Below are 23,121 nucleotides of genomic sequence, written 5' to 3'. Positions count from 1 at the left end.
GACCCTGTCAGCCCAGTTTCTTCTTCTGCACCTTGCCCATCGCATTGCGTGGAAGGTCGCTCACCACACGCACCTCCCGGGGCCGCTTGTGCACGGAAAGCTGCTGTGCGACAAGGTCGATCAGTTCCGACTCGTCGACCTGGGCGCCGTCGGCGGCGGGCACCACGAACGCGACGATCCGCTGACCGAGGTCGTCGTCGGGCAGGCCCACCACGGCCACCTCCCGCACAGCGGGATGCCCGAGCAGAACGGTCTCGATCTCCCCCGCACCCACCCGGAACCCACCGGTCTTGATCAGGTCGGTCGACTCGCGGCCCACGATGCGGTGGAATCCGCCCTCGTCGACGGCCGCTACGTCGCCGGTGACGAACCATCCGTCCTCGGTCCACGCGGCCGCGGTGGCCTCGGGCCTGTTCAGATAGCCGTCGAAGAGCATCGGCCCGCGCACCTGCAGGACACCGATGCTCTCCCCGTCGTGGGGCACGTCGCGGCCCTGCTCGTCGCGCAGTCGCGTCTCGACCCCGGCGACGGGCGTGCCGACCCAGCCGGGACGGCGTTCGCCGTCGACCCGCGTGCTGAGCGTCAGCATCGTCTCGCTCATGCCGTAACGCTCGATCGGGACCAGGCCCGTGAGCTCACGCAGTCGTTCGAAGACCGGCACCGGCAGCGGCGCACTTCCGGAGACGAGCAGTCGCGCGCCGCTGAGCGCACGGGCGGAGTCCTCGTCCTCGACGACGCGTGTCCACACCGTCGGCACCCCGAAGTAGAGGGATCCCTGTGCCTCGGCGTAGGCCTGCGGGGTCGGCTTCCCGGTGTGGATCAGCCGGCTGCCCACGCGCAGGGCCCCGACCACGCCGAGCACGAGTCCGTGCACGTGGAACAGCGGCAGGCCGTGCACGAGCGTGTCGCGCTCGGTCCAGGCCCATGCCTCGGCGAGAGCGTCGATGCCCGCGGCGATCGCCCGGCGGCTCAGCAGCACGCCCTTCGGGGCGCCGATGGTACCGGAGGTGTAGAGCACGAACGCGATTCGCGCCGGATTCGGCTCGGGCAGGTGGTGCCAGTCGCGGGCGTGCAGGCGGACCGGCAGGCTCGGCAACTGCGGAACGTCGGGATGCTGCACCTCCGGCGCCGGACCGAGCCAGGCCTGCGCGCCCGAGTCCGTCAGGATGTGGGCGAGTTCGGCGGGCCCCGAGTCCGGTGGCACCGGCACCACGGTCGTCCCGGCGAGCAGGGCACCGGTCACGGCGACGACGGTGGTCGCGCTCGGAGTCGCGAGCACGGCCACCCGATCGGCGCGCGCCACCCGCGCCGCGACGGCGGTGGCCGCGCCGAGCAGATCGCTGCGGGAGAAGGTGTGGCCGTCGATACGGACGGCGTCCGGGAGATCGTCGCCGCGCGCGACGGCCAGCGGGTTCAGCGAACGAAGCAGTGCAGACACGACAGCCACGATTCCATATCGATGCCGCGGTCTCGCAGAGGTGGTCAGGTGTGGATGTCGCCGCGCGCCGCGGACACCGATGCCCGCGCGAGATGTACCGGGGGAAGCACGGTGGCCATGACCGCGCCCAGCAGCATCCCGATGAGGACGGCCACGCCGTGCGCGTCACCCGCGATCACGAGGACCACGCCGAGAAGGAAGGTCGCCGCGGAGGCGACGAGCAACGGGCGGGTCGCTCCGACGACCGGCCACAGCCCCGCGAGGGTCGCGGCCGCCGCGAGCGTCGCGCCGGTCGTTCCCGCGCCGTCGGACGGGAAGACGAAGGTGGTGAACAACCCCCACAGCACCTGGCCGACCACGAACAACCCGAGAGCGCGGTACCACCCCCACACCCGCACGATCGCGATGGCGACCACCGCGAGCAACAGCAGGTTCACGACGGTGAGGAGCACACCGCCGTCCTCGATCAGGCCGGCGGTGAGGACGCGCCACCACTCCCCCGAGTCCCGGGTGCGGACCGGCTGCCGCCGGAAGACGTCGAGCAGTCCCGGGAAGACCAGTCGCGCGAGCGAGGCCACCGCGACCACCGACCACAGGATCGTCGCCGCGACCGGCGGAGGCCACCAGAACGATCGCGTCGTCGCGTGCGCGGTGCTTCCCGAGTGGGAGCGTGACGCGCTCGCCGCAGCGATCGCCACCACGACGACATAGAGCACCCACAGCAGCGGATCCTCACCGGACGAACTCACGGGGTCAATCTACCGGTGAGCCACTCACCGGGCGGTGGGTCGGCGCGCTCTATCGGCACAGCGGAGCCGGAGGCTGCGCTCTATCCGCGCAGTCGGGCAGCGGCGGCGTCGATGGCGTCGTCGGTCGCGGTGAGCGCGATCCGCACGTGCAGGACGCCTCCGGGACCGTAGAACTCGCCGGGTGCGACGAGGATGCCGCGTTCGGCGAACCAGTCGACGGTCGCGCGGCATTCCTCACCGCGCGTCGCCCACAGATACAGGCCCGCCTGCGAGTGGTCGACGGTGAAGCCGGCACCGCGCACCGCGTCGAGAAGCACTTCGCGCCGCTTGCGGTACTTCTCGCGCTGGGCGTTCTCGTGCTCGTCGTCGTTCAGTGCCGCCGTCATCGCGGCCTGGATCGGCAGCGGCACCATCATGCCGGAGTGCTTGCGGACCTCGAGCAGGTCGGCGACGAGGTCGGCGTCGCCGGTGACGAAACCGGCCCGGTAGCTCGCGAGATTCGAGGTCTTCGACAGCGAGTGCACCGCGAGGAGGTTGGTGTGGTCACCCCCGCACACGCTCGGGTGCAGGATCGACAGGGCCTCACCCTCCCAGGTGAGCCCGAGATAGCACTCGTCGGAGACGACGATCGCGTTGCGGCTGCGCGCCCAGTCGACCACCTTGCGCAGGTGGTCGGGCCCGAGCACCTTTCCGGTGGGGTTCGACGGCGAGTTCACGAAGACCAGCGAGGCGACCTCGGGGCCGAGGCGGGTCAGCCCGTCGGCGCGGATGATGCGGGCACCGGCGAGCAGGCCGCCCACCTCGTAGGTCGGGTATGCCAGCTCGGGGATCACGACGAGATCGTCGGCACCGAGGCCGAGCAGCGACGGCAGCCAGGCGATCATCTCCTTGGTGCCGATCGCCGGCAGGATCGCGGAGTCGTCGAGACCGGTGATGCCGTAGCGACGTTCGAGCGCACCCACGGCCGCCCGCCGCAGTTCGGCGGTGCCGTGCGTGGTCGGGTAGCCCGGTTCCTCGGCGACCGAGACGAGCGCCTCCCGGATCACGGGGGCGACCGGGTCGACCGGTGTGCCCACCGACAGGTTGACGATGCCGTCGGGATGCGCCGCTGCCTTCGCCTTCGCGTCGGTCAGGGAATCCCAGGGGAAGTCCGGCAGGCTCTTCGCCACCGAACGGCGGACACGCGTGCTCACGAAAGTTCCACCGGTCCGTTCGTCACTCTTCGCCCATGGGAGGGAGGTTCTTGACGAACGGCGGGTCGTAGTCGACCTTGCCGAGCTTCGCGGCGCCACCGGGCGAGCCGAGATCGTTGAAGAAATCGACGTTGGCCTTGACGTACTCGGACCACTCGTCCGGGACGTCGTCCTCGTAGAAGATCGCTTCGACGGGGCACACGGGCTCGCACGCACCGCAGTCGACGCACTCGTCGGGGTGGATGTACAGCATGCGACCGCCCTCGTAGATGCAGTCGACGGGGCACTCCTCGATGCATGCCTTGTCCAACACGTCCACGCACGGTTCCGCAATCGTGTACGTCACTGCTGTTCTCCCTGCCTCTCTGTAAGCCCGCCGACCTGCGCGGTCTCGCCCGAGCGGGCGCCCTCGGCGCCCACGGTCCTCCAGTATCCCCCGTGCCCGTGCGGCACTCCGGAGTAAGGGTCCCCTACTTCGGAGTGCCGCCCGCGGTGACGGGTCAGCCCGAGGTGACCGGAAGCTCGATCGGCGTGTACGCGGTGGTCCGCTGGCGCGCCGGACGCCCGATGCCCTCGGCGATCGCGACGAGTTCGGCGACGGTCTTCTCCGAGCCGTGTTGCGAACCCGCCATGCGCGAGATCGTCTCCTCCATGAGCGTGCCACCGAGGTCGTTCGCCCCGCCTTCGAGCATGGCCTGCGTCCCGGCGACGCCCAGCTTGACCCAGCTCGTCTGGATGTTGTCGATCCGGCCGTGCAGCATGACCCGGGCGAGCGCGTGCGCGGCACGGTTGTCGCGCATGGTCGGTCCGGGACGCGACGCGCCGGCCAGATACAGCGGCGAGGACTGGTGCACGAAGGGCAACAGCACGAACTCGGTGAATCCACCTGTGCGCTCCTGGATCCCGCGGATCACGTTCAGGTGGCCCACCCAGTGGTGCGGCTGGTCGACGTGTCCGTACATCATCGTCGAGCTCGAGCGCAGTCCCACCTCGTGCGCGGTGGTGACCACCTCGATCCACTCGGCGGTCGGGAGCTTGCCCTTGGTGAGCACCCACCGCACCTCGTCGTCGAGGATCTCCGCGGCGGTGCCCGGGATGGTGTCGAGCCCGGCCTCACGAAGTTCGGTGAGCCAGTCCCGGATCGACGTGCCGCTGCGTGCGACACCGTTGACGATCTCCATCGGCGAGAACGCGTGGACGTGTATCGACGGCACCCGTGCCTTGACGGCGCGGACGAGATCGGCGTAGCCGGTCACCGGCAGCTCCGGGTCGATGCCGCCCTGCATGCACACCTCGGTGGCGCCGGCGACGTGCGCCTCCCACGCCCGGTCGGCGACCTCGCTCGCCGAGAGGGTGAACGCGTCGGCGTCGCCCTTGCGCTGTGCGAAGGCGCAGAACCGGCAGCCGGTGTAGCAGATGTTGGTGAAGTTGATGTTCCGGTTGACGACGTAGGTGACGTCGTCGCCGACGGTGTCGCGGCGCAGCTGGTCGGCGAGCGCCACGAGCGCTTCGAGACCGGCGCCGTCGGCGTTGGCGAGGGCGATGTACTCCGCTTCGGAGCATCCGCCCGGATCCCGTTCCGCGGAGCGCAGCGCCGAGAGCACGTCGCTGTCGAGCCGCACCGGCGCGGAGGCACCCAGTTCGAGCACCTGTTCGCGGACGGTTTCCCAGTCGCCGAAGGCGCTCCCCAGATCGGAGCGGTGCTCGGTGTTGCGTCCCGTCACGTCGATCTCGGAGTTCAGGTCGACCCGGCCCGACGACTCCCAGTCGATGTCGGGCTCCTGCCAGGGCAGTCCGGACGGGATCACCTCGCGTGCGAGACCCGTGGCCGGATCGGCGAGGGCGTGCACGTGGGCGGTGATGCGCGGATCGATCCACGGCTGCCCGGCGAGCACGTACTTCGGCTGCGCGGCGATCCTCTCGGTGAGTTCGAAGCCGGCCTCGGAGCTCAGGCGCGCCAGGGTGTCGAGGTTCGGCCAGGGCCGCTCGGGATTGACGTGATCGGGCGTCAACGGCGAGACCCCGCCCCAGTCGTCGACACCCGCCCCGAGCAGCGCACGACACTCGTCGAGCGAGACGAGATTCGGCGGGGCCTGGATGCGCATGCCCGGCCCGAGGACGAGCCGCGCGACGGCGATCGCGGCGAGGAACTCGTCGAGATCGGCGTCGTCGACATCACGCATCGCGGTGTCGTCCTTGGCGCGGAAGTTCTGGACGATCACTTCCTGGATATGACCGAATGCCTTGTGCGACTTGCGGATCGCGTGGATCGATTCGGCACGCTCGGTGAAGTCCTCGCCGATACCGACGAGGATGCCGGTGGTGAACGGCACCGCGAGGCGGCCCGCATCGGTGAGCACCCGCAGCCGCACCGCCGGATCCTTGTCGGGGCTGCCGTAGTGGCACTGCCCCTTCTCGGTGAACAACCGTTCGGAGGTGGTCTCGAGCATCATGCCCATGGACGGGGCGACGGGCTTCAGCCGCGAGATCTCGGCCCAGCTCATCACCCCGGGGTTGAGGTGCGGCAACAGACCGGTCTCCTCGAGAACCCGGATCGCCATCGCGCGCACGTAGTCGAGGGTGGAGTCGTAGCCGCGCTCGTCGAGCCACTGCTTCGCTTCGGGCCACCGCTCCTCGGGCCGGTCGCCGAGTGTGAACAAGGCTTCCTTGCACCCCAGTTCGGCTCCCTGACGGGCGATCTCGAGGATCTCGTCGGGTTCGAGGTACATGCCGTGACCCTCGGCGCGGAGCTTGCCGGGGACCGTGACGAAGGTGCAGTAGTGGCATCGATCCCGGCACAGCCGGGTGATGGGGACGAAGACCTTGCGCGAATAGGTGACCGTGCCGGGTCGTCCCTCCGCGAGGAGGCCGGCATCGCGCACCCGCGCCGCCGACGCGCAGAGATCCTCGAGATCCGCGCCCCGGGCCTGCAGCAGGACCGCCGCTTCGTCGACGTTCAGTGCGACCCCGTCGCGAGCCCGGCGCAGCGCTCGACGCATCCCCGAGGGGGTTGCCGTGGATCGGGACGCGGCGCCGGGACGCACGGTGGGGGTCGGAAGCATCGCGGACTGCGGGGTGTCGTCTGCGGAATCGGTCATGCGCCCGATCATGCGCCTACGAACACCCCCATGCCACTTCGGGGTCTATTCGTGCGGGTAGTCGTCGTCCGCGGGGACTTCGCGGTACTGCTCGTAGGTGTCTGCCGCATCGGCTTCGAGCGGTACGTCCGAAGGCAGGTCGTCGGCAGGATCGTCGTAGACGGGAGTGGCCTGCTCGAGCCGGTCGGCCTCGGAATCGTTGTCGGACTGGATCTCGATGCCGAGCGCATTCGACTCCGTCATTGCGATCTCCTCCTGATAGGGCCCGATCGCGAGGTCGGATCGGGCGAGTCCGGCCGGGTTCTACGGATCCCAGCCTAGCGTGGAACCGGACACGGGGCCCGATGGAGCAGGAGGTGCGGGTGGAGGACGACGAGAGTTCGCCGGCGGGGCCGGCCGAAAACGCGCCGGCGGGGCCGGCCGAGAACACGGCGGCGACGAGCGTGGTGATGAGGGAACCGTCGTGGCGGCCGAGCCCGAAGGCGCGTGTGCTGTGGGCCGTGAGCGCAGCGCTGATGTGGTTGCCGCTGGTCGTCGTGCAGGTCGTGTGGGTGCTCGTCGCGCCGGTGGGCGCCGGGTGGCACGTCGCCGCCGCGGCCGCGACCGTCGTCCTCGGTGGACTGCACGTCGCGGTGGTGCCGGTCTGGCGATACCGCGTCCATCGCTGGGAAATGGACGAGACTGCGGTCTACACGCGTTCGGGTTGGTGGACGCAGGAGCACCGCATCGCACCGATCTCCCGGATCCAGACCGTCGACACCGAGCGGGGACCGCTCGACCGGTGGCTCGATCTGACCACCGTCACCGTCACCACCGCCTCGGCGGCGGGTGCGGTGGAGATCGTCGGGCTCGACAGCCGGGTCGCCGACGAGACCGTCGCTCGCCTGACCGCGCTCGCGGCGAGCTCGGAGACGGACGCGACATGAACGACGCCCTCGTGCCCGTGGCCGGGACGGACGAGGAGGTGCCGTGGTCGCGCCTCGATCGCCGGATGCTGCTGATCCACCCGATCGAGGAGATCCTGCGCCTGCTGCCCGTCCTCGCCGGGTCGTTCGTCATCGGGACCACCAGCGGCAATCCCGTGTGGGGCCTCGCGGCGACGGGCGTGCTCGTGCTGGTCGGTCTGCTGCGCTGGTTCACCACCACCTACCGTGTGGGACCTCAGCACGTCGAACTCCGCCGCGGTCTGCTGCAACGACGCGAGTTGTCGATCCCCCGCAGCCGTATCCGGTCGGTGGACGTCGAGCAACGCCTCCTGCACCGCGTGCTGGGTCTCGCACTCGTGAAGATCGGCACGGGCCAGAGCGGGGGTGCCGACCGCAACCGGTTCGAACTCAACGGCATCCCGATCGCGGCCGTACCCGAACTTCGTGCCGTCCTGTTGAGGAGCGGCCAGCAGGACGACCTGCCGGCAGAGGCGACCCCGGCCCCTGCTGTCACCGAGCGTCAGCTGGCGCGTTTCGACCCGGCGTGGGTGCGCTACGCGCCGTTCTCCACGACGGGACTGCTCGCCGTCGCGGCCATCGCCGGTGCAGCCTTCCAGTTCGGGCTCGGCAAGTGGATCGCCGAATCGCAGGTCGTCCGCCGCGCGGTGGAGACCGCGGAGGATCTGGGTCTGATCGTCGCACTCGTGATCCTCGTGCTGGTCGTCGTGCTCGTCGCCAGCCCGGCAGCGTGCGTGCGGTACCTGCTGCTCTACGGCGATCTGCGGGTGACCGACGACAACCGGGTCCTGCGCATCGCGCACGGCCTGCTCACGACCCGGCACACCACCCTCGACCGGGCACGGCTCCGCGGGGTCGCGCTGCGCGAGCCGCTGGCACTGCGGCTCGTCGGTGCCGCACGGCTCGACGCCGTCATGACGGGCAGGACCGCGCAGCAGGGCGGTTCGTCGCTGGTCCTGCCGTCGGCTCCCGACGAGGAGGTCCGGCGGGTCGCGGCCGAGGTGCTCACCGGGCGGTTGCCGCTCGAAGTTCCGTTGCGCAGCCACGGTCCCCGTGCCCGTCGTCGCCGCTACACGCGCACGCTGTGGCCGGTGGCCGTCGTGATCGCTGCCGGGCTCGTCGCCCTGACCGTCACCGACCGGCACGTGCCGGTCGCCGTGATCGCCACGGTGGTCGTGGTGCTGGCCGCGGGGGCATGTGCGCTGGCGCAGGACCGCTATCGGGGTCTCGGCCACGCGGTCGTGGACGGTCATCTCGTCGCCCGCAGCGGCTCGATCGACCGGCAGCGCATCTGCCTCGATGCGGACGGGGTGATCGGCTGGACGGTGCGGCAGACCTTCTTCCAGCGCCGTGCGGGTCTCGCGACCGTCGTCGCGGCGACACCGGCGGGTGCGGGACGCTACGAGGTGATCGATATTCCGGTGGACGAGGCGTGGGCGCTTGTCCAGGAGGTCACACCGGGTATGGGAGAAGCATGGATCGACCGATGAACCCCACGTCCGGACAAGGCCCCCTGCACGGCACTCCCCCGGCAACGCTGGCCGAACTCGACGATGCGCTCGTCGACTGCCGCGCATGTCCGCGGCTGGTCGCGTGGCGTGAGCAGGTCGCGCGGGAGAAACGAGCGGCCTTCCGCGACGAGGAGTACTGGGGCCGGCCCGTCCCGGGCTTCGGTCCGGCCGATGCGTCCCTGCTGATCGTCGGGCTGGCCCCCGCCGCGCACGGCGGGAACCGCACGGGACGGATGTTCACGGGAGACCGGTCGGGTGACGTGCTGTACGCGGCCCTGTACGACGCGGGACTCGCATCACAACCGACCGCGACACACATCGGCGACGGTCTCGAACTGTTCGGCACGCGCATCACATCGCCGGTGCACTGCGCGCCACCGGCCAATCGCCCCACGGTCGTCGAACGCGACACCTGCCGGCACTGGCTCGAACAGGAACTCGACCTGCTCTCTCCCACACTGCGGTCGGTCGTCGTCCTCGGCGGGTTCGGGTGGCAGGCGCTACTGCCCGTCCTGTCGGCTGCGGGGTGGGCGATCCCGGTTCCCCGTCCGAAGTTCGGGCACGGCGCACATGTGCTGCTCGCTCCCACCGAGGCGCGGGAGTACCCGTTGCATCTGTTCGGTTGCTATCACGTCAGCCAGCAGAACACCTTCACCGGCCGGTTGACCAAGGAGATGGTGACCGACGTGCTCAGGGACGCGGCGCGGGCTGCGTCCCTCCTACCGCCTGGGTGATCTCCTTGATGCGAGCGGAGAACAGGTACCCGCCGGCGGGGGCGAGCGCGGCCACGGGCAGCAACAGGGTCCGCCAGTCGCCGAGCGCGAGCTGGTCGCCGCCCGGGCCGCCCGCGAGGCAGACGAGGAAGACCCCGGTCCAGGCCAGCAGCGGCAGGGCCGCGCTGCGCAGGGAACCGGTCTCGGCGCGAACGGCCACCACCAGGAGCAGGTTCGCGAGTCCGGCCAGCAGGATGGTGATCGGGAAGGGCACCCCGGCGATGTACAGGCCGAGATAGAAGACCGACAACAGGGCGCACAGCGCACCGTCGAGCACGAGCAGCGCGACGAGCCCCCGGCGGGGTCGGACGTCCGCCGGTGACGCGATGGGTGCAGCGGTTGCTGGATCGACCGTCATGCTTCGATGGTGCGCTACCGGACGCGCACGAGCGCAACCGGGGTCCGCGGTATACGCACGGGACGTCAGGGAACCGGCGGGTAGCCGAGCATGGTGAGCAGGGCGCTCTGCTGGTCGGCGAAGGAGTACAGAGCGTGCCAGTAGTCGGCCCGGATCTCGTCGGCGTACGGCCTCAGCGAATCCACGAACGCGACGATCTGGTTCTGGACGGACCAGTTGTACATCGACAACCCCCTGCACGGTGTGCCTGCGTGGTGCACGAGACCTGGTGATGTGGGCCACCTATAGCCTCGTGGATGACGCGGATCACACTAGCCGATGCCGGAGAAGAGGTCGTCCTCCCGTCCCGTGGAGTCGGTCAGGCCGAGCTGCCCGCGCACGAGCACGAAGTGTTCCTGGTCGAAGACGGGCTGGGCGACGAGGTTGGAGAGCACGAACTGCTCGCCGTCCTCCGCGACCAGCACCTGGGTCGCGTGGGCGGCCATCGCGGTCCGCTTCGCGTCGAGAACCGAGCGGACGTCGACGACGGTGGTGACCTCGTCGTCGGGCACGCTCGGCAACTCGCCGGGCTCCGGTCGGCGCCAGCCCTCGGGCAGCGTGCCCATGGCGGCGATGCCGCGTTCGAGCGCGGACCGCTCGGCGACGGTCCAGTACACCTTCGCGGGGGTCCACGCCGCCCCCGCGGACGGGTACTCCTCGGTGCCGGCCGCTTCGACGGCCGCGGTCACCCGTTCGTGCACCGCGATGTGGTCGGGATGCCCGTAGCCACCGAACGGGTCGTAGGTGACGACCACGTGCGGACGCGTCTCGCGGATCACGGCGACGAGCGCCTCGACCGCTTCCTCGCGGTCGGCGTTGACCCAGGCGCGGGGATCGGCGGCGGACGGGGTGCCCGCCATCCCCGAGTCTCGCCAGTGCCCGGCACCGCCGAGGAAGCGCGGGCGCTCGACACCGAGAGCTCCGAGCGCCCGGGTGAGTTCGAGGATGCGGTATCCGCCGAGCTGGTCGGCGCGGTCGGCGGTGAGCTGGGCCCACTCGTCGCCGATCACTTCGCCCTCTTCGCCGAGCGTGCAGGTCACGACGGTGACTTCGACGCCCTCGGCGACGTACCTGGCGATGGTCCCGCCGGTGGTGAGCGTTTCGTCGTCGGGATGGGCGTGGACGAGCAGCAGTCGTCGATCCGCAACATCGGGGACGGCGCCCGGAGTATCGGTCACGGTGTGGTCCTTCCCCACAGATGGGCGTCGCCGAGAATACCGGTGGCGACAGCGGCTGTCAGCGAGACGTTCTCGACGCCCGGACCGGCGGCGACGACGGCCCGGTCCTGCAGGATCGGCAGGTTCACGGCGAGATCCCACAGCCCGGTCTGTGCGTCGGCGACGACCTTCGCCGGATCGGTGGCACCGTTCAGCGCCGCCAGCAGGTCGGGTTCGAGACCCGGATCGCATGCACCCGAGAGGTTGCTCGGGGCTTCGAGCTGCGCTGCGAGCGCGTCCTCACGTTCCTCGACGTCGTCCTCGTCGAGCGTGGTGGTCGCGGGGTCCGACGGCCGGGCGGCCGTCGTCCCGGGGGCGTCGGGCTGCGCCGGGAGGTCGGACCCGGGCGTGGTCGGCAGGGCCTCCCCCGCCGCGGTGGGTGTTGCGGCCACGGGGACACATCCGAATCGGGACAGCGCGGCGGTGGCGGGATCTCCACCCGCACGCATCCAGCCGACGACCGCATGCACGCTGCCCTCGACGAGGGCTTCGCCGTACAGCTCGTCGGGGGGCAGTTCGTCGACGGACGCGTCGATCCCGGCGCCACGCCACAGATCGACGGCGGTGCGTGCGACCGCGCGGGCGGTCTCGTCGCCCTCCGGCACGCCCACGACCAGCGTCAGCGGCACGCCGGCGCGGGCCAGGGTGCCTTCGGGTAGAGCCGGAGCGTTCGTGGTTCCCTGTTCGGGAGTCGCGCTCGTCGGCGCCGCGGTCTCGGATGTCGTCTCGGAGGTCTCGGTCTCGGACCCCTCGGTCTCAGGAGTTCCGGGGTTTGGTGCGTCCGGGTCCGCCGGCACCGGGGGCGCGGCGGGCGGGACGGGCAGATATCCGGCAGCGGCGAGACGGCCGAGGGCCTGCTCTCGGGGCAGCCGCGGCGGCATCGTGTCGGTGTATCCCGGATCGGACGGCGCGAGCACCTGGGCCCGCGCCCGCACGACCTCGGTGCTGTTCGCCGTCGCAACGAGTCCGAGCAGCTCGGGATCGAGCAGGTCGAGCACGCCTCGCCGGACTCCGGGGTCGGCGAGTTCGGCGGTACGGGTGTTGAGGGTCAGCTCGAGGGTGCGCGGCTGGAGCTGGACGCCGGTCCGCACACCCGGCACAGCGGCGAGCTGCGCTTCGAGAGCGACACCACCCGCGCTCTGGACCACCTGGGCGTCGTCGCTGCGCACCGATTCGGTCACCTGGGCGTCGGTACCGGCGCGGCGCATGAGCAGTTCGTCGGGTCCGGCCGGGGTGCCCCAGAACCGGTCGTTGCGCTCGAGCAGCACCTCGGCGCGCCCGCGGTCGACGTTGTCGACGTGGAATCGCGCGCCGGACACCGGGATCGTCTCGGACAGGCCCGTGGAGAAGCCACCCGGAGTGTCCTTGACCAGGTGCGCGGGCAGCAGATTGGTGAACAGTTCGCGCCACGCCGGATACGGCTCGCGCAAGGTGACGGTGACGGTCTTGCCTCCGCCCGACGATCGGATGTCGTCGATGAGGCGGTAGCCGGCGGGATCGACCACGCCGGGCTGGGTGATCATCTGCCGCCACAGATACCGGAAGTCCTCGGCGGCGATGGGCGCTCCGTCCGACCACTGGGCCTCGTCGCGCAGGCGGTAGGTGATGGTGAACGGCGCCTCGTCGGTGACCTCGGCGGACAGCAGCAGCGAGTCGTCCGGAACCCACAGGGTGGCAGCGGGGTTCTCCGGATCGGGCACGGCACGGAAGGCACTCGGGAGCACGAGTTCGGCGACGGCGTTCGCGACGGGCGACTGGTCTGCGAGCAGGTGGGGGTTGAAACCCGAGCCGACCTCGTCGATCGCGACCACCACCGTGCTGCGCTTCGGAGCGGGAGCGGGAGTCGTGGTCGGCTCCGTCTGCTCGATGGGCGGCGGCGGGTCGGCGGTGCAGCCGGTGAGGACCAGCGCAGCCACGGCCAGGCCGGCCGTCGCCCCGATCAGTCGGCGGCGAGCGCGCGTACGCGACACTCGGGCTCCTTCCGTGAGGCAGGTGGTACGTGGGTGGCCCCGGCCAGCATGCGCTCGCCGGGGCCACCCCACACCTGGACTACTTGTTACGGGCCTTCTCCCGCGACCGCGCACGCGCACGGTCGGTCTGCGAGAGGTGCAGCTTCCGCACGCGCACGTCCTCCGGGGTGACCTCGACGCACTCGTCCGCAGCACAGAACTCGAGCGCGGCCTCGAGGGTCAGCTCGATCGGCTTGGCGAGCGTCTCCATCACGTCGGCGGTCGAGGAGCGCATGTTGGTGAGCTTCTTCTCGCGGGTGACGTTGATGTCGAGGTCCTCGGCGCGCGGGTTGATGCCCACGACGTGGCCCTCGTAGGTGTCGCTGCCCGGTTCGACGAAGAACGTGCCGCGGTCGGCGAGCTGGATCATCGCGAACGGGGTGACCGAGCCGGCACGGTCGGAGACGAGCGAACCCGTGTGGCGGGCGCGGATCTCGCCGGCCCACGGCGCGTAACCGTGGAAGATGGCGTTCGAGATGCCGGTGCCGCGGGTCTCCGTGAGGAAGTCGGTGCGGAAACCGATCAGACCGCGCGACGGGATGATGAACTCCATGCGGACCCAACCGGTGCCCTGGTTGGTCATCTGGACCATCTTGCCCTTGCGGTTCGCGAGCAGCTGGGTGATGGCGCCGAGGTGCTCCTCGGGGCTGTCGATGGTCAGCTCCTCGTAGGGCTCGTGCAGCTTGCCGTCGATGGTGCGGGTGACCACCTGCGGCTTGCCGACGGTCAGCTCGAAGCCCTCACGGCGCATCTGCTCGACGAGGATGGCGAGGGCGAGTTCGCCTCGGCCCTGCACCTCCCACGCGTCGGGGCGTCCGATGTCGAGGACGCGCAGCGACACGTTGCCGACGAGCTCGGAGTCGAGCCGCGTCTTCACCATGCGGGCGGTGAGCTTGTGGCCCTTGACCCGGCCGACGAGCGGCGAGGTGTTGGTGCCGATGACCATCGAGATGGCCGGCTCGTCGACGGTGATGCGCGGCAGCGCCACCGGGTTCTCCGAATCGGCGAGGGTGTCGCCGATCATGATCTCCGGGATACCGGCCACGGCGACGATGTCGCCGGCGACCGCGACCTCGCCGGGCTGGCGCTCGACACCGACGGTCTTGAGCAGCTCGGTGATCTTGACGTTCTTGACGCCGTCGGCGTGCATCCACGCGACGGTCTGGCCCTTGCGCAGCTCACCCTGGTGGATGCGCAGCAGCGCGAGACGACCGAGGAACTCGGAGGCGTCGAGGTTGGTGACGTGGGCCTGCAGCGGCGCAGACGGATCTCCCTTGGGTGCGGGGATGCACTCCATGAGGACCTCGAAGAGCTCGTCGAGGTTCTCGGCGTCGGGGACCTGACCGTTCTCGGGCTGCTTCTTCGAGGCCTTGCCCTCACGACCGGAGGCGTAGAGGACGGGCAGCCCGAGGGCGAGCTCGGCGGCTTCGGCGGCCTCGTCGTCGAGGTCGGACGCGAGGTCGAGCAACAGGGTCTGGCTCTCCTCGACGACCTCGGCGATGCGGGCGTCGGGGCGGTCGGTCTTGTTGACCACGAGGATCACCGGCAGCGACGCGGCGAGCGCCTTGCGGAGCACGAAGCGGGTCTGCGGCAGCGGGCCCTCGGAGGAGTCGACCAGCAGGACGACGCCGTCGACCATGGACAGGCCGCGCTCGACCTCACCGCCGAAGTCGGCGTGGCCGGGGGTGTCGATGACGTTGATGACAGTGACGGTGCCGTCCGGGTGGTGACGGTGCACCGCGGTGTTCTTCGCGAGAATGGTGATGCCCTTCTCGCGCTCGAGGTCGCCCGAGTCCATGACCCGGTCGACGAGTTCCGCACGTTCGGCGAACGCGCCCGACTGGCGCAACATGGCGTCGACGAGAGTGGTCTTTCCATGGTCGACGTGCGCCACAATGGCGACGTTCCGAAAATCAGCGGTGCTCACGCGATAGCTCTCCTGGCTGTAGTCCGGCCACACGGCACTGGACCCGGTCGGCACCTCGCCCGTACGGCGTTCGTCTAGATGGCCGCGACGCGAGATTGCGAGCTACCTACCCCGTCCGATCTTCGGCGTGCAGGCACTGCGGCCATCAATACACTTTACAGGGCCCTTGTCGGTCGGCGCTTCTACCTCATCCGATACCCGCAGGTCGGCGACGCTCGGGGTGACGCTCGACACTCCCAGGGGAGACGTGAGCACCGAATCCGACACCACATGCACCCCTTGGCTCACAAGTAAGGGAATGCTAACCTTCGGCCCGCCGGTGGATTCACCGCGCGCAGGACCGTGGAAGGCAGGCGGAACGTATGGGGAAGGTGAAGGCGAGCAAGGTTGCGGGCCTGAAGCCGAAGAAGAAGTGCTGCCGCAAGAAGACGCGGTGCCTCAAATGCCCCGTCGTCGTCATGCGCATGAGGAAGGTCGAGAACGACGGCCTGAGCAAGAAGGAGCTGCGCAAGTATCTCGACAAGGCACGCGCCGCCTGACCACAAGGCGCGCGCCGCCCGACCTTCAGCGCTGCAGATGTTCGCGTAGGTCCGGGATCCACGCACGATCGGCGGGGACGAGATCGACCTTCCCGAGTTCGTCCGCGTCGACCCACCGCAACGCCGCATGGTCCAGCGGCTCGGGATCACCCGAGACGAGTTCGACCCTGTAGGCACACAACTCGCGACCTCCGGCCAGCGGCACCGCGACCCCCAGCCGCTCCGCACCGCGTACCTCGACACCGAGTTCTTCCCGCAACTCCCGCACGAGCGCCGCTTCCACGCTCTCCCCCGGTTCCGCCTTGCCGCCGGGCAACTCCCACAGGCCCGCGAGGTCGACGGGTCGCGTGCGCTGGGCGAGCAGCACGCGTCCGTCCCTGATGACGGCGCCGGCCACGACGTGCCCGTCGGGCGCCGGTGTACTCGCAGACGATGTGCTTGCAGACATGACCTGCATCGTCCCAGAATGAGTCATGTCCCAGCTGCTGACGGACGGAGAGATCGACGCCGCGCTGGCCGAGCTGCCGCACTGGCACCGCGCGGGACAGTCCCTGGTCCGCACCATCGAAGCGCCCACCTTCCCCGACGCGATCGCGCTCGTCGATCGGGTGGCCGTCGTCGCCGAGGAGGCGAATCACCATCCGGACATCGACATCAGGTGGCGGAAGGTGACCTTCGCATTGAGTACGCATTCCGCCGGTGGCATCACGGAGTCGGATCCGGCTCTTGCGCGTCGGATCGACGAGGAGGCACGGCGCTCGGGCCTGTAGTCGCCGGCTCGTCCCGTCTCCCGCGCCGCCGACCCGCAAGGATCACGACGACGTAGACGGCCAGGACGCCGACCACGTTGACGGCACCGAGCCAGGCGAGCGGGGCGGGACGTTCGACGTCCCAGATCGAGTTCTGCGCCGTGCTCAGCACCCACGGAACGCCGATCAGCGTGACCGCGGCCCAGCACGCGGCGACGATGCGAGCCCCGAGGGACCGCGCCAACGGGCCGTAGACCAGCCACAGCAGCAACGGGACCACCCACACCCAGTGGTGGACCCACGAGATGGGCGAGACGAGCAGACCGAACAGCTGGACGATCAACAGCGTGCCGAGGCGATCCTGTGTTCCGTCGGGCAGCGGTCCCAGCGACCGCCACGCCGCGAAAGCCAGGACCGCGCAGACGACGACGCCGCACAGCCACGCCGGGCCGAGCCCGACGTCCTCACCCGCGAGACGACCGAGCGCTCCGCGCAGCGACTGGTTCCACACCGAGACGACCGGCCCGATCCGATCCGCGTCGCCGAAGAGGGAACCGAAGTAGGTGGCGGCCTGGGATCCGAGCACGAGCAGGCTCACCAGGACTGTTCCCACGAAGACCACCGCCGAGAAGGCCGCCTCCCGCCAGCGCCGTTGCGCGAGGAAGTACAGGCCGGTGATGGCGGGGGTGAGCTTGATGCCGGCGAGCACGCCGACGAGCCCACCCGACAGCCACCATCGGGAACTGCGGGCCGCGAGCATCACGCCGAGGACGAGGAAGACGTTGATCTGGCCGTAGTCGAGGGTCGTACGTACCGGCTCGGTCCAGATTCCCGCAGCCGTCCACAGCATCGCGACACCGATCCACGACCTGCTCCGCGCCCTCGCACCCACGACGAGTTCGAGGGAGATCGACACGACGGCGAACAGCGCCGCGACCGTGAGCAGCTGCCAGGCCACCCCCAGGACCGGAAACGGGATCAGGTGCAGGGGCAGGAAGACGAGCGCGGCGAAAGGTGGATAGGTGAACGGCAGGGGGAAGTCGGGGGTGTCCTCCGAATAGGTGAACCCGTAGAGGTCGCCCTGCAGCAGAGCGGCGGATCCGTCGACGTAGACGTGCAGGTCGACGAGGTTCATCCCGTTGGGAGTGATGAATCCCCAGGCCACGCGGACGACGACGGACAGCACCAGTAACGCCGCGCACCACCACATCCGGTGCGAAGGAAACCCTCGTGGCACTGCGGTGCGGCCTCTCCCGTCGAACGTCCGTCCGGTGAACCGGACCCGGCGAAGGAGATTACCGTTCCGATAGGCATGCAAACGAACCGGAGTTCACTCCCGTAACGATTTCATCTACAGTCACAATCTTCTCAGGTCGGACGCGTTATGTTCGACAGGATCCGAGGAACGGAACACCCCGTGGTTAGAATCCCGAACCAGCGATGGGCGCGCCGTTCCGAAACGGCAGGCTTGTCCCGTGTGCGGGGGGTCCATAGAGTGTCCCCTCGAGCCGTCAGCATGCGGTCGTTCGTCCCGAACGTCCGAATGCTTCAACGACAAGGATGGGGAACAGTGCTTCGTACTCGAGGAATGCGACGGGCGCTCACGCTGTGCGCACTCGCCGCCACCGCGGGATTGGCCGTGCCTACGCAGGCCGTCGCGCAACCGGCGCCACCCGTGCTGCCGGATCTGGCAGGGCTCGTCGAACTGCCCCAGTTCGAGATTCCCGCCGATCTCTCCGTCGAGTCGTTGACCGACCTGCTCGCCGGGGTCCGGGCGAACCCCGAAGAGGTCGAGGCACTGGCTTCCCTCGCGCCCGCGATCATCGGTGCGGCTGCGGGCCCCGCCGACGTCGCCGACGCGGCCGACGGCAAGAACGACCTGCTCGCGCAGGCCAAGGAACTGCTCGAGAACTCCGAGCTCCCCGAGTCGGTGAAGAGCACCCTCCAGCGGGTCATCACCTTCCTCGACGGCAGCGGCGGCGGCGGACCCGACCTCCCCGAGCCCGGTGCCGTGGTGATCTCGCAGTTCCTCTACCCGACGATCGGCAAGGGCTGCATCGGCGACAGCCAGGACTCCGTGGGCACCGCCCTCGCGGTCGCGGGTCCGTCCCACCTTCCCCCTCCCGGACCGGCCGCAGGCCAGACCGGCTTCGTCTTCACCGCGCTGGGCACCGCCCCCGCCGCCGGCGAGCAGCAGCAGCCGCTCACCCTGAGCTGGGTCAACGTCTCCAACGGACGCACGGGCACGCAGCCGCTCACCAACGACGCGAAGATCAACCCCGACGGCCCGACCACGCTGAGCACGATCGCCGATACCGGTTCGGGTCAGGTCCTGGCCGTGATCTCCGGTGGAATCACCACGCAGGACGAGGGCGCCGATCCGCGTTCGTGCACCTTCCTCCCCACCGTGGGTCTCGTCGCCGTTCCCTGATCACTTCGAACGCAGCTCACTTCGAACGCAGCTCACTTCGAACGCAGCTCACTTCGAACGCAGCTCACTTCGAATGCAGCTCACTTCGAACGCAGCTCACTTCGAATGCATCGAAGGCCGCCGGGAGTCCTCCCGGCGGCCTTCGTCGTTCCTCCACCACCGTCGTTCCTCCACCACCACCGCCGTCTCTTCCCCCGTCACCGTCGGGCGTGATAGACCGGTGCATGGCCTTCCTCGCGTCGCGCATCCCGTCGAAGCAGCGTCGTCTGCGGCACGCGTCCGTGAATTCCCGCCGTTCGCTCCTCTCCCACCGCTCGATCCTGTCGATCGCCTCCGAGCGGTCGATCCTGTCGATCGGTTCCTCGTACTCGATCCTGTCGATCGGTAGCTGCGGGTCGATCCTGTCCGTCGGTTCGGTCGGGTCGTTCGGTTCGGCGTTGTCCTCACTGTCGTTCGCGAGTCTCGGTTCGGCGTTGTCCGGGCTGTCGCGCTGGTCGCTGCTGGCGTGGCGCGGCGATCATGCCGCACCCGACGAGCATCCGCCGCTCTCGATCACCGTCGACGAATCCGAGCCCGACAGGCACTGTCAGTCCTGATTCCGGGAGCCCGGTCGAACGACCGTTCAGCGGCCGGACGGCGGGAGGCCACTAGGGATCGACGGTCCTGCCGTGTTAGACACGATGTCAGCATCGTTCGTATTGCGCACAAATTGTCGTCGTAGGCCGCGTCACCCCCGGCCCCGGACAGAGGAGCCGCATGGCCGTAGAGACACCGCTCTCCACCAGGGAGGTTCCTGCCCCGCGCGGCATCGTGCCGGTCCTCGCGACCGTCGGTATCAGCGTCGCGCTCATGCAGACCCTGATCGTCCCGATCCTCCCCCGACTGCCGGTGCTCGTCGGCGCGACTCCCGAGAACACGTCCTGGGCCGTGACGGCGACCCTGCTCGCCGGCGCGGTGGTCACCCCGATCAGCGGTCGCCTCGGCGACATGTTCGGCAAACGCCGGATGCTGCTGACCTCGCTCTCACTGATGGTGCTCGGTTCGGCGGTCTGCGCGATCGCGGCGACCCTCGTCCCGCTCGTGGTCGGTCGGGCGCTGCAGGGCGCCGCGATGGGCGCCATCCCGCTCGGTATCGCGATCCTGCGCGACGAGTTGCCCTCCCGACGACTCCCGGGCGCCATGGCCACCATCAGTGCCACGATGGGTGTGGGCGGTGCGATCGGGTTGCCGGCCGCGGCCTTCGTCGCCCAGGCGACCGACTGGCACATGCTGTTCGTCGCGTCGCTGGTCCTCGGCCTCGTCGGTATCACCGCGATCCTGTTCGTCGTGCCCGAGTCGTCGCACCGCAATCCGGGACGATTCGACATCACCGGGGCGCTGCTGCTCTCCGTCGCCCTCGTGTTGTTGCTCCTGCCGGTCACCAAGGGCAACGACTGGGGATGGACCGCCCCGGCCACGCTCGGGATGCTCGCGGGGGCAGTCGTGGTGTTCGTCGGCTGGGGCCTGTACGAGCTGCGGGTACCGCGACCTCTCGTGGACCTTCGGTTGTCGGCTCGCCGGCCGATCCTCATGACGAATCTCGCGTCGGTCGCGATCGGCTTCTCGATGTACTCGAACATCCTGGCGTTCCCGCAGCTGCTGATGGCACCGACGGAGACCGGCTACGGCTTCGGGCAGACGATGGTCACCGCCGGTATCGCGCTCGCCCCCGCGGGGCTCGTGATGATGGCGCTGTCCCCCGTGTCGGCGCGCATCACGACGCGGTTCGGCGCGCGCGTGACCCTCGGTTGCGGCACGGTGCTCGTAGGCCTCGGATACCTGATGGCGTACGTGCTGTACCAGGAGGTCTGGCACATCGTCGGCGCGTCGATGCTCATCGGCGCCGGTATAGGCCTCGCCTACGCCGCGATGCCCGCACTCATCATGGGTGCCGTGCCGCTACGCGAGTCCGCCGCGGCCAACAGCCTCAACACCCTGATGCGGTCCATCGGCACGACGAGTGCCGCAGCGGTGGTGGGCGTGATGCTGGCAGCGATGACCCAGCGCATCGGCGACTCCGTGGTGCCCGCCCTCGAAGGGTTCCGCGCCACCTTCCTGGTGGCGATGGGGGCGGCTGTGGTGGGGCTGGTCTTCACGATCCTCATCCCGCCGCCGGGCCGCTCCGTGCGACCCGTCGACGAGCCCCGGCCCGATCGCTAGCTGCCCAGCAGTCCCGGGTCGGAACTCGGTGCGCTGCCGGCGAGCGACCACTGGCCGTAGTCGGACGTGAGCACGTGGTTGATGTCGACGCCGATGCCGTCGATCCGGACCTCGCCCGGAATCTGGTGCAGGTTCGCCCGCGGATGCACGTAGCCCTTGGGCGTGCCCCAGTCGTGCTGCCAGTAGAAGGACCCGAGGGAGACCGCCGACGCCCAGTCGATCGTCGGCGAGTTGGCGTACACACCGAGATTTCCGGCGCCGACCACTTCCTGCCAGCCCAGCAGATACGGCACGACCTGGAGCGTGAACTGCTCGAAGGTCGGGTTGTCGTCGATCGAGGCGTAGATCGGCCGGTTCTCCGGGCCACCGGCCGCGTAGTGGAGGTCGAGGCCGCGCCGGGCGTGCTTCAGACCCGCCTCGTAACCACCGAGCCAATCGGCGGTCGCGGCCTTGCCGTACTGGTAGCACGAGACCACTTCGAGTCCGCTGTCGAGCAGCGCGTCCGCTTCCCGTCCGGTGAGCGGCTTGGCGCGCATCCACGCGGCATCGGGTCGCGCATCGGACACGTACCGGATGGCGCCGATATGGCCGGCGGCGCGGATCGACGACGGCGACGGCACGGCGGCCGAGTAGTCGATGATGGTCCCGAGCACCGGGCGTCCCTGGGCCAGGCCCGGTGCGCCGAGCGCAGAGATCAACGCGACGCCCGATCCGAGCGTCGCGTACCGCAACATGTCCCGCCGCGAAAGGCTCATCGCAACCTGTCCTTCGTAATGCCGTCTGTACGTCCGCCGTATTGCATCACAATCACAGGCGTCCCACCGGCCACACGGGGAATTCGACAGGTTGCGGCAGGCGATATCCGCGACGGCGCTACGCGGTCAGCGGCCGGACAGTTCGGCGAAGAAGGCCGGCACCAGGGAGACGTCCTCGACCGTCCGCACCGTGGAACGGACACCGAGACCGTGCTCCTTGAGCAGATCGCACAACCCGTCGCCGTCGACGAGATCGATCGGCGGGGCGCCGTGCCGGTGGGCTTCGGCGCGCGCGTCCTCGGTGAACGATCCGGTGGTGACGAGCAGACCCTTCTCGCCCCGCCCGACCATCGCGGCGCGGAACTCGCGGACCACGTCGGCACCCGCCTTCTCCGGTGCCCGCAGGAAACGGAAGAACACCGAGAAGCTCAGCAGCGACACGCGCAGGACACCGGTGCCCTCGACGTGACCGGCGCCCTCCGGGGCGTGGGATCCGCCCGGGGCCGGAATCGTCAGGGTGGTGAATCCGGCCGCGCGCAGCACCGCGGTGGCGAGGCGTTCGAAACCGTCCTCCGACAGGTCGGCGACGGCACCGAGGACGGGCTCGCGCCACAGTTCGGGATCCTCGGGGGCGGCTGCGAGCGGCACGACCTGGGCACCCTGCGAGACGTTCCGCACCATGCGCTTGCGACGCTTCTCGGCCGTGTACGCGACCTGCATGGGCTTGATCTCCGACTCACGCACGGCGCGGCCACGGTCGGTCACGCTCCACACACCGCGGCGGGTGTTCGACAGCAGACCCATGCCCTTGAGGTAGGTCCGGGCCCAGGCCAGCCGGTATTCGATCTCCGTTCCGGGGCCGTCACCGTGGAGTACCGCCTGTGCGGCCTCGGACAGTCCCGTCCGGGCGATCACGGCGGAATCGATCTCCTCGATGACACCGGATCCGCCGAGTTCGATCACCGCCTGCACGGTCGGCCAGAGAAGATCCGTGTACGGCGGCAACGTGGCCTCGCCACCTCCGGTGTTCCGGACGGAGTTTCCGATCGCGTTCCGGCGCTGCACACCTTCCCCTAACGTCGCGGCCGTGCGGCCGCACTATCGGTCCTGCACGTAGGCAACAACCCTATCCGATGCACGGCCGCTGTCCGTGGCTGCCGGATCGGGCGCGCCGAATCACGAACCGATCGCT

Annotated in this window: 23 protein-coding genes; 8 read left to right on the top strand and 15 right to left on the bottom strand. The window is 69.7% G+C overall.

The window, feature by feature from the left end; all coding sequences use genetic code 11:
* Window positions 1–7: 7 nt before the first annotated feature.
* From U9J23_RS06580 to U9J23_RS06555, 6 genes are all read right to left on the bottom strand, one after another.
* Window positions 8–1,438, bottom strand: a complete 1,431-nt coding sequence (locus U9J23_RS06580; RefSeq protein ID WP_085468997.1) for an acyl-CoA synthetase — start codon at window positions 1,436–1,438, stop codon at window positions 8–10.
* Window positions 1,439–1,482: 44 nt separating this feature from the next.
* Window positions 1,483–2,187 (bottom strand): hypothetical protein, encoded by a 705-nt coding sequence (locus tag U9J23_RS06575; protein ID WP_059382992.1) that lies wholly within the window; start codon window positions 2,185–2,187, stop codon window positions 1,483–1,485.
* An 80-nt stretch (window positions 2,188–2,267) separates the two neighbouring features.
* Window positions 2,268–3,380 (bottom strand): succinyldiaminopimelate transaminase, encoded by a 1,113-nt coding sequence (gene dapC, locus U9J23_RS06570; protein ID WP_229580409.1) that lies wholly within the window; start codon window positions 3,378–3,380, stop codon window positions 2,268–2,270.
* A 22-nt stretch (window positions 3,381–3,402) separates the two neighbouring features.
* Window positions 3,403–3,726, bottom strand: a complete 324-nt coding sequence (gene fdxA / locus U9J23_RS06565) for a ferredoxin (protein WP_006550573.1) — start codon at window positions 3,724–3,726, stop codon at window positions 3,403–3,405.
* A 154-nt stretch (window positions 3,727–3,880) separates the two neighbouring features.
* Entirely contained in the window at window positions 3,881–6,478 is a 2,598-nt protein-coding gene (locus U9J23_RS06560) for a bifunctional FO biosynthesis protein CofGH (RefSeq protein ID WP_085468998.1), read from the bottom strand.
* Between the two features lie 45 nt (window positions 6,479–6,523).
* Window positions 6,524–6,721: a hypothetical protein gene (locus U9J23_RS06555; RefSeq protein ID WP_059382993.1), complete on the bottom strand. Its 198-nt coding sequence runs from the start codon at window positions 6,719–6,721 to the stop codon at window positions 6,524–6,526.
* 101 nt (window positions 6,722–6,822) lie between these two features.
* Here U9J23_RS06555 and U9J23_RS06550 point away from each other — a divergent pair, with 101 nt between their 5' ends.
* Genes U9J23_RS06550 through U9J23_RS06540 form a run of 3 tightly spaced genes read left to right on the top strand, consistent with a single transcriptional unit; the run spans window position 6,823 to window position 9,667 of the window.
* The gene (locus tag U9J23_RS06550; protein ID WP_272267948.1) at window positions 6,823–7,404 is read left to right on the top strand and encodes a PH domain-containing protein; all 582 of its coding nucleotides are present in this window, start codon (window positions 6,823–6,825) and stop codon (window positions 7,402–7,404) included.
* Window positions 7,401–8,912, top strand: coding sequence for a PH domain-containing protein (locus U9J23_RS06545; protein ID WP_059382995.1), 1,512 nt, complete (start codon window positions 7,401–7,403; stop codon window positions 8,910–8,912). Before U9J23_RS06550 ends, U9J23_RS06545 begins: the two co-directional genes overlap by 4 nt.
* Window positions 8,909–9,667: a uracil-DNA glycosylase gene (locus U9J23_RS06540; protein ID WP_106200393.1), complete on the top strand. Its 759-nt coding sequence runs from the start codon at window positions 8,909–8,911 to the stop codon at window positions 9,665–9,667. Before U9J23_RS06545 ends, U9J23_RS06540 begins: the two co-directional genes overlap by 4 nt.
* Here the strand turns inward: U9J23_RS06540 and U9J23_RS06535 are convergent.
* From U9J23_RS06535 to typA, 5 genes are all read right to left on the bottom strand, one after another.
* Window positions 9,624–10,064 (bottom strand): hypothetical protein, encoded by a 441-nt coding sequence (locus U9J23_RS06535; RefSeq protein ID WP_326601963.1) that lies wholly within the window; start codon window positions 10,062–10,064, stop codon window positions 9,624–9,626. The two genes, U9J23_RS06540 and U9J23_RS06535, sit on opposite strands and share 44 nt — an antisense overlap.
* 65 nt (window positions 10,065–10,129) lie before the next feature.
* Window positions 10,130–10,288 carry a hypothetical protein gene (locus tag U9J23_RS06530; RefSeq protein WP_016693616.1) on the bottom strand — a complete coding sequence of 53 codons (159 nt, stop codon included), beginning with the start codon at window positions 10,286–10,288 and terminating at the stop codon, window positions 10,130–10,132.
* A gap of 87 nt (window positions 10,289–10,375) precedes the next feature.
* Window positions 10,376–11,299: an N-acetyl-1-D-myo-inositol-2-amino-2-deoxy-alpha-D-glucopyranoside deacetylase gene (gene mshB, locus U9J23_RS06525; RefSeq protein WP_059382998.1), complete on the bottom strand. Its 924-nt coding sequence runs from the start codon at window positions 11,297–11,299 to the stop codon at window positions 10,376–10,378.
* Complete coding sequence (locus tag U9J23_RS06520; RefSeq protein ID WP_272267938.1) at window positions 11,278–13,290, bottom strand: ABC transporter family substrate-binding protein; 2,013 nt, start codon at window positions 13,288–13,290, stop codon at window positions 11,278–11,280. The genes mshB and U9J23_RS06520 overlap by 22 nt, the downstream gene beginning before the upstream one ends.
* A 79-nt stretch (window positions 13,291–13,369) precedes the next feature.
* Entirely contained in the window at window positions 13,370–15,256 is a 1,887-nt protein-coding gene (typA, locus tag U9J23_RS06515) for a translational GTPase TypA (protein ID WP_059383067.1), read from the bottom strand.
* Window positions 15,257–15,618: 362 nt separating this feature from the next.
* On the opposite strand from typA, the gene U9J23_RS06510 reads away from it, so the two are divergent.
* Window positions 15,619–15,795, top strand: a complete 177-nt coding sequence (locus U9J23_RS06510; RefSeq protein ID WP_095092009.1) for a hypothetical protein — start codon at window positions 15,619–15,621, stop codon at window positions 15,793–15,795.
* A 25-nt stretch (window positions 15,796–15,820) separates the two neighbouring features.
* Here U9J23_RS06510 and U9J23_RS06505 read toward each other — a convergent pair whose 3' ends face one another.
* The gene (locus U9J23_RS06505; protein ID WP_059383068.1) at window positions 15,821–16,243 is read right to left on the bottom strand and encodes a (deoxy)nucleoside triphosphate pyrophosphohydrolase; all 423 of its coding nucleotides are present in this window, start codon (window positions 16,241–16,243) and stop codon (window positions 15,821–15,823) included.
* A gap of 25 nt (window positions 16,244–16,268) precedes the next feature.
* Between U9J23_RS06505 and U9J23_RS06500 the strand changes: the two genes are divergently transcribed.
* Entirely contained in the window at window positions 16,269–16,565 is a 297-nt protein-coding gene (locus tag U9J23_RS06500) for a 4a-hydroxytetrahydrobiopterin dehydratase (protein ID WP_006550586.1), read from the top strand.
* Here the strand turns inward: U9J23_RS06500 and U9J23_RS06495 are convergent.
* Window positions 16,501–17,754 (bottom strand): mannosyltransferase, encoded by a 1,254-nt coding sequence (locus tag U9J23_RS06495; RefSeq protein ID WP_059383000.1) that lies wholly within the window; start codon window positions 17,752–17,754, stop codon window positions 16,501–16,503. The genes U9J23_RS06500 and U9J23_RS06495 overlap by 65 nt on opposite strands.
* 378 nt (window positions 17,755–18,132) lie before the next feature.
* Here U9J23_RS06495 and U9J23_RS06490 point away from each other — a divergent pair, with 378 nt between their 5' ends.
* The 3 genes from U9J23_RS06490 to U9J23_RS06480 all read left to right on the top strand — a co-directional run bounded on the left by U9J23_RS06490 (window position 18,133) and on the right by U9J23_RS06480 (window position 21,174).
* A complete protein-coding gene (locus U9J23_RS06490) occupies window positions 18,133–18,975 on the top strand; it encodes an Rv1157c family protein (protein WP_085468839.1) in 843 nt (280 codons plus the stop codon).
* A gap of 224 nt (window positions 18,976–19,199) precedes the next feature.
* The gene (locus U9J23_RS06485) at window positions 19,200–19,571 is read left to right on the top strand and encodes a hypothetical protein (protein ID WP_174479641.1); all 372 of its coding nucleotides are present in this window, start codon (window positions 19,200–19,202) and stop codon (window positions 19,569–19,571) included.
* Window positions 19,572–19,731: 160 nt separating this feature from the next.
* Entirely contained in the window at window positions 19,732–21,174 is a 1,443-nt protein-coding gene (locus U9J23_RS06480; protein ID WP_326601952.1) for an MFS transporter, read from the top strand.
* On the opposite strand, the gene U9J23_RS06475 is transcribed toward U9J23_RS06480, so the two are convergent.
* Together U9J23_RS06475 and U9J23_RS06470 are read right to left on the bottom strand one after the other, a co-directional pair.
* Entirely contained in the window at window positions 21,171–21,929 is a 759-nt protein-coding gene (locus U9J23_RS06475) for a DUF1906 domain-containing protein (protein ID WP_059383003.1), read from the bottom strand. The genes U9J23_RS06480 and U9J23_RS06475 overlap by 4 nt on opposite strands.
* Before the next feature lie 126 nt (window positions 21,930–22,055).
* Window positions 22,056–22,994 carry a winged helix-turn-helix domain-containing protein gene (locus U9J23_RS06470; protein ID WP_085468840.1) on the bottom strand — a complete coding sequence of 313 codons (939 nt, stop codon included), beginning with the start codon at window positions 22,992–22,994 and terminating at the stop codon, window positions 22,056–22,058.
* Window positions 22,995–23,121: the final 127 nt, after the last annotated feature.

The organism is Rhodococcus sp. PD04 (genome assembly GCF_035918275.1).
Taxonomy (GTDB): domain Bacteria; phylum Actinomycetota; class Actinomycetes; order Mycobacteriales; family Mycobacteriaceae; genus Rhodococcus; species Rhodococcus rhodochrous.
The sequence above is the reverse complement of the archived record's forward strand: the minus strand, read 5'-3'. Positions and strand labels throughout refer to the sequence as shown.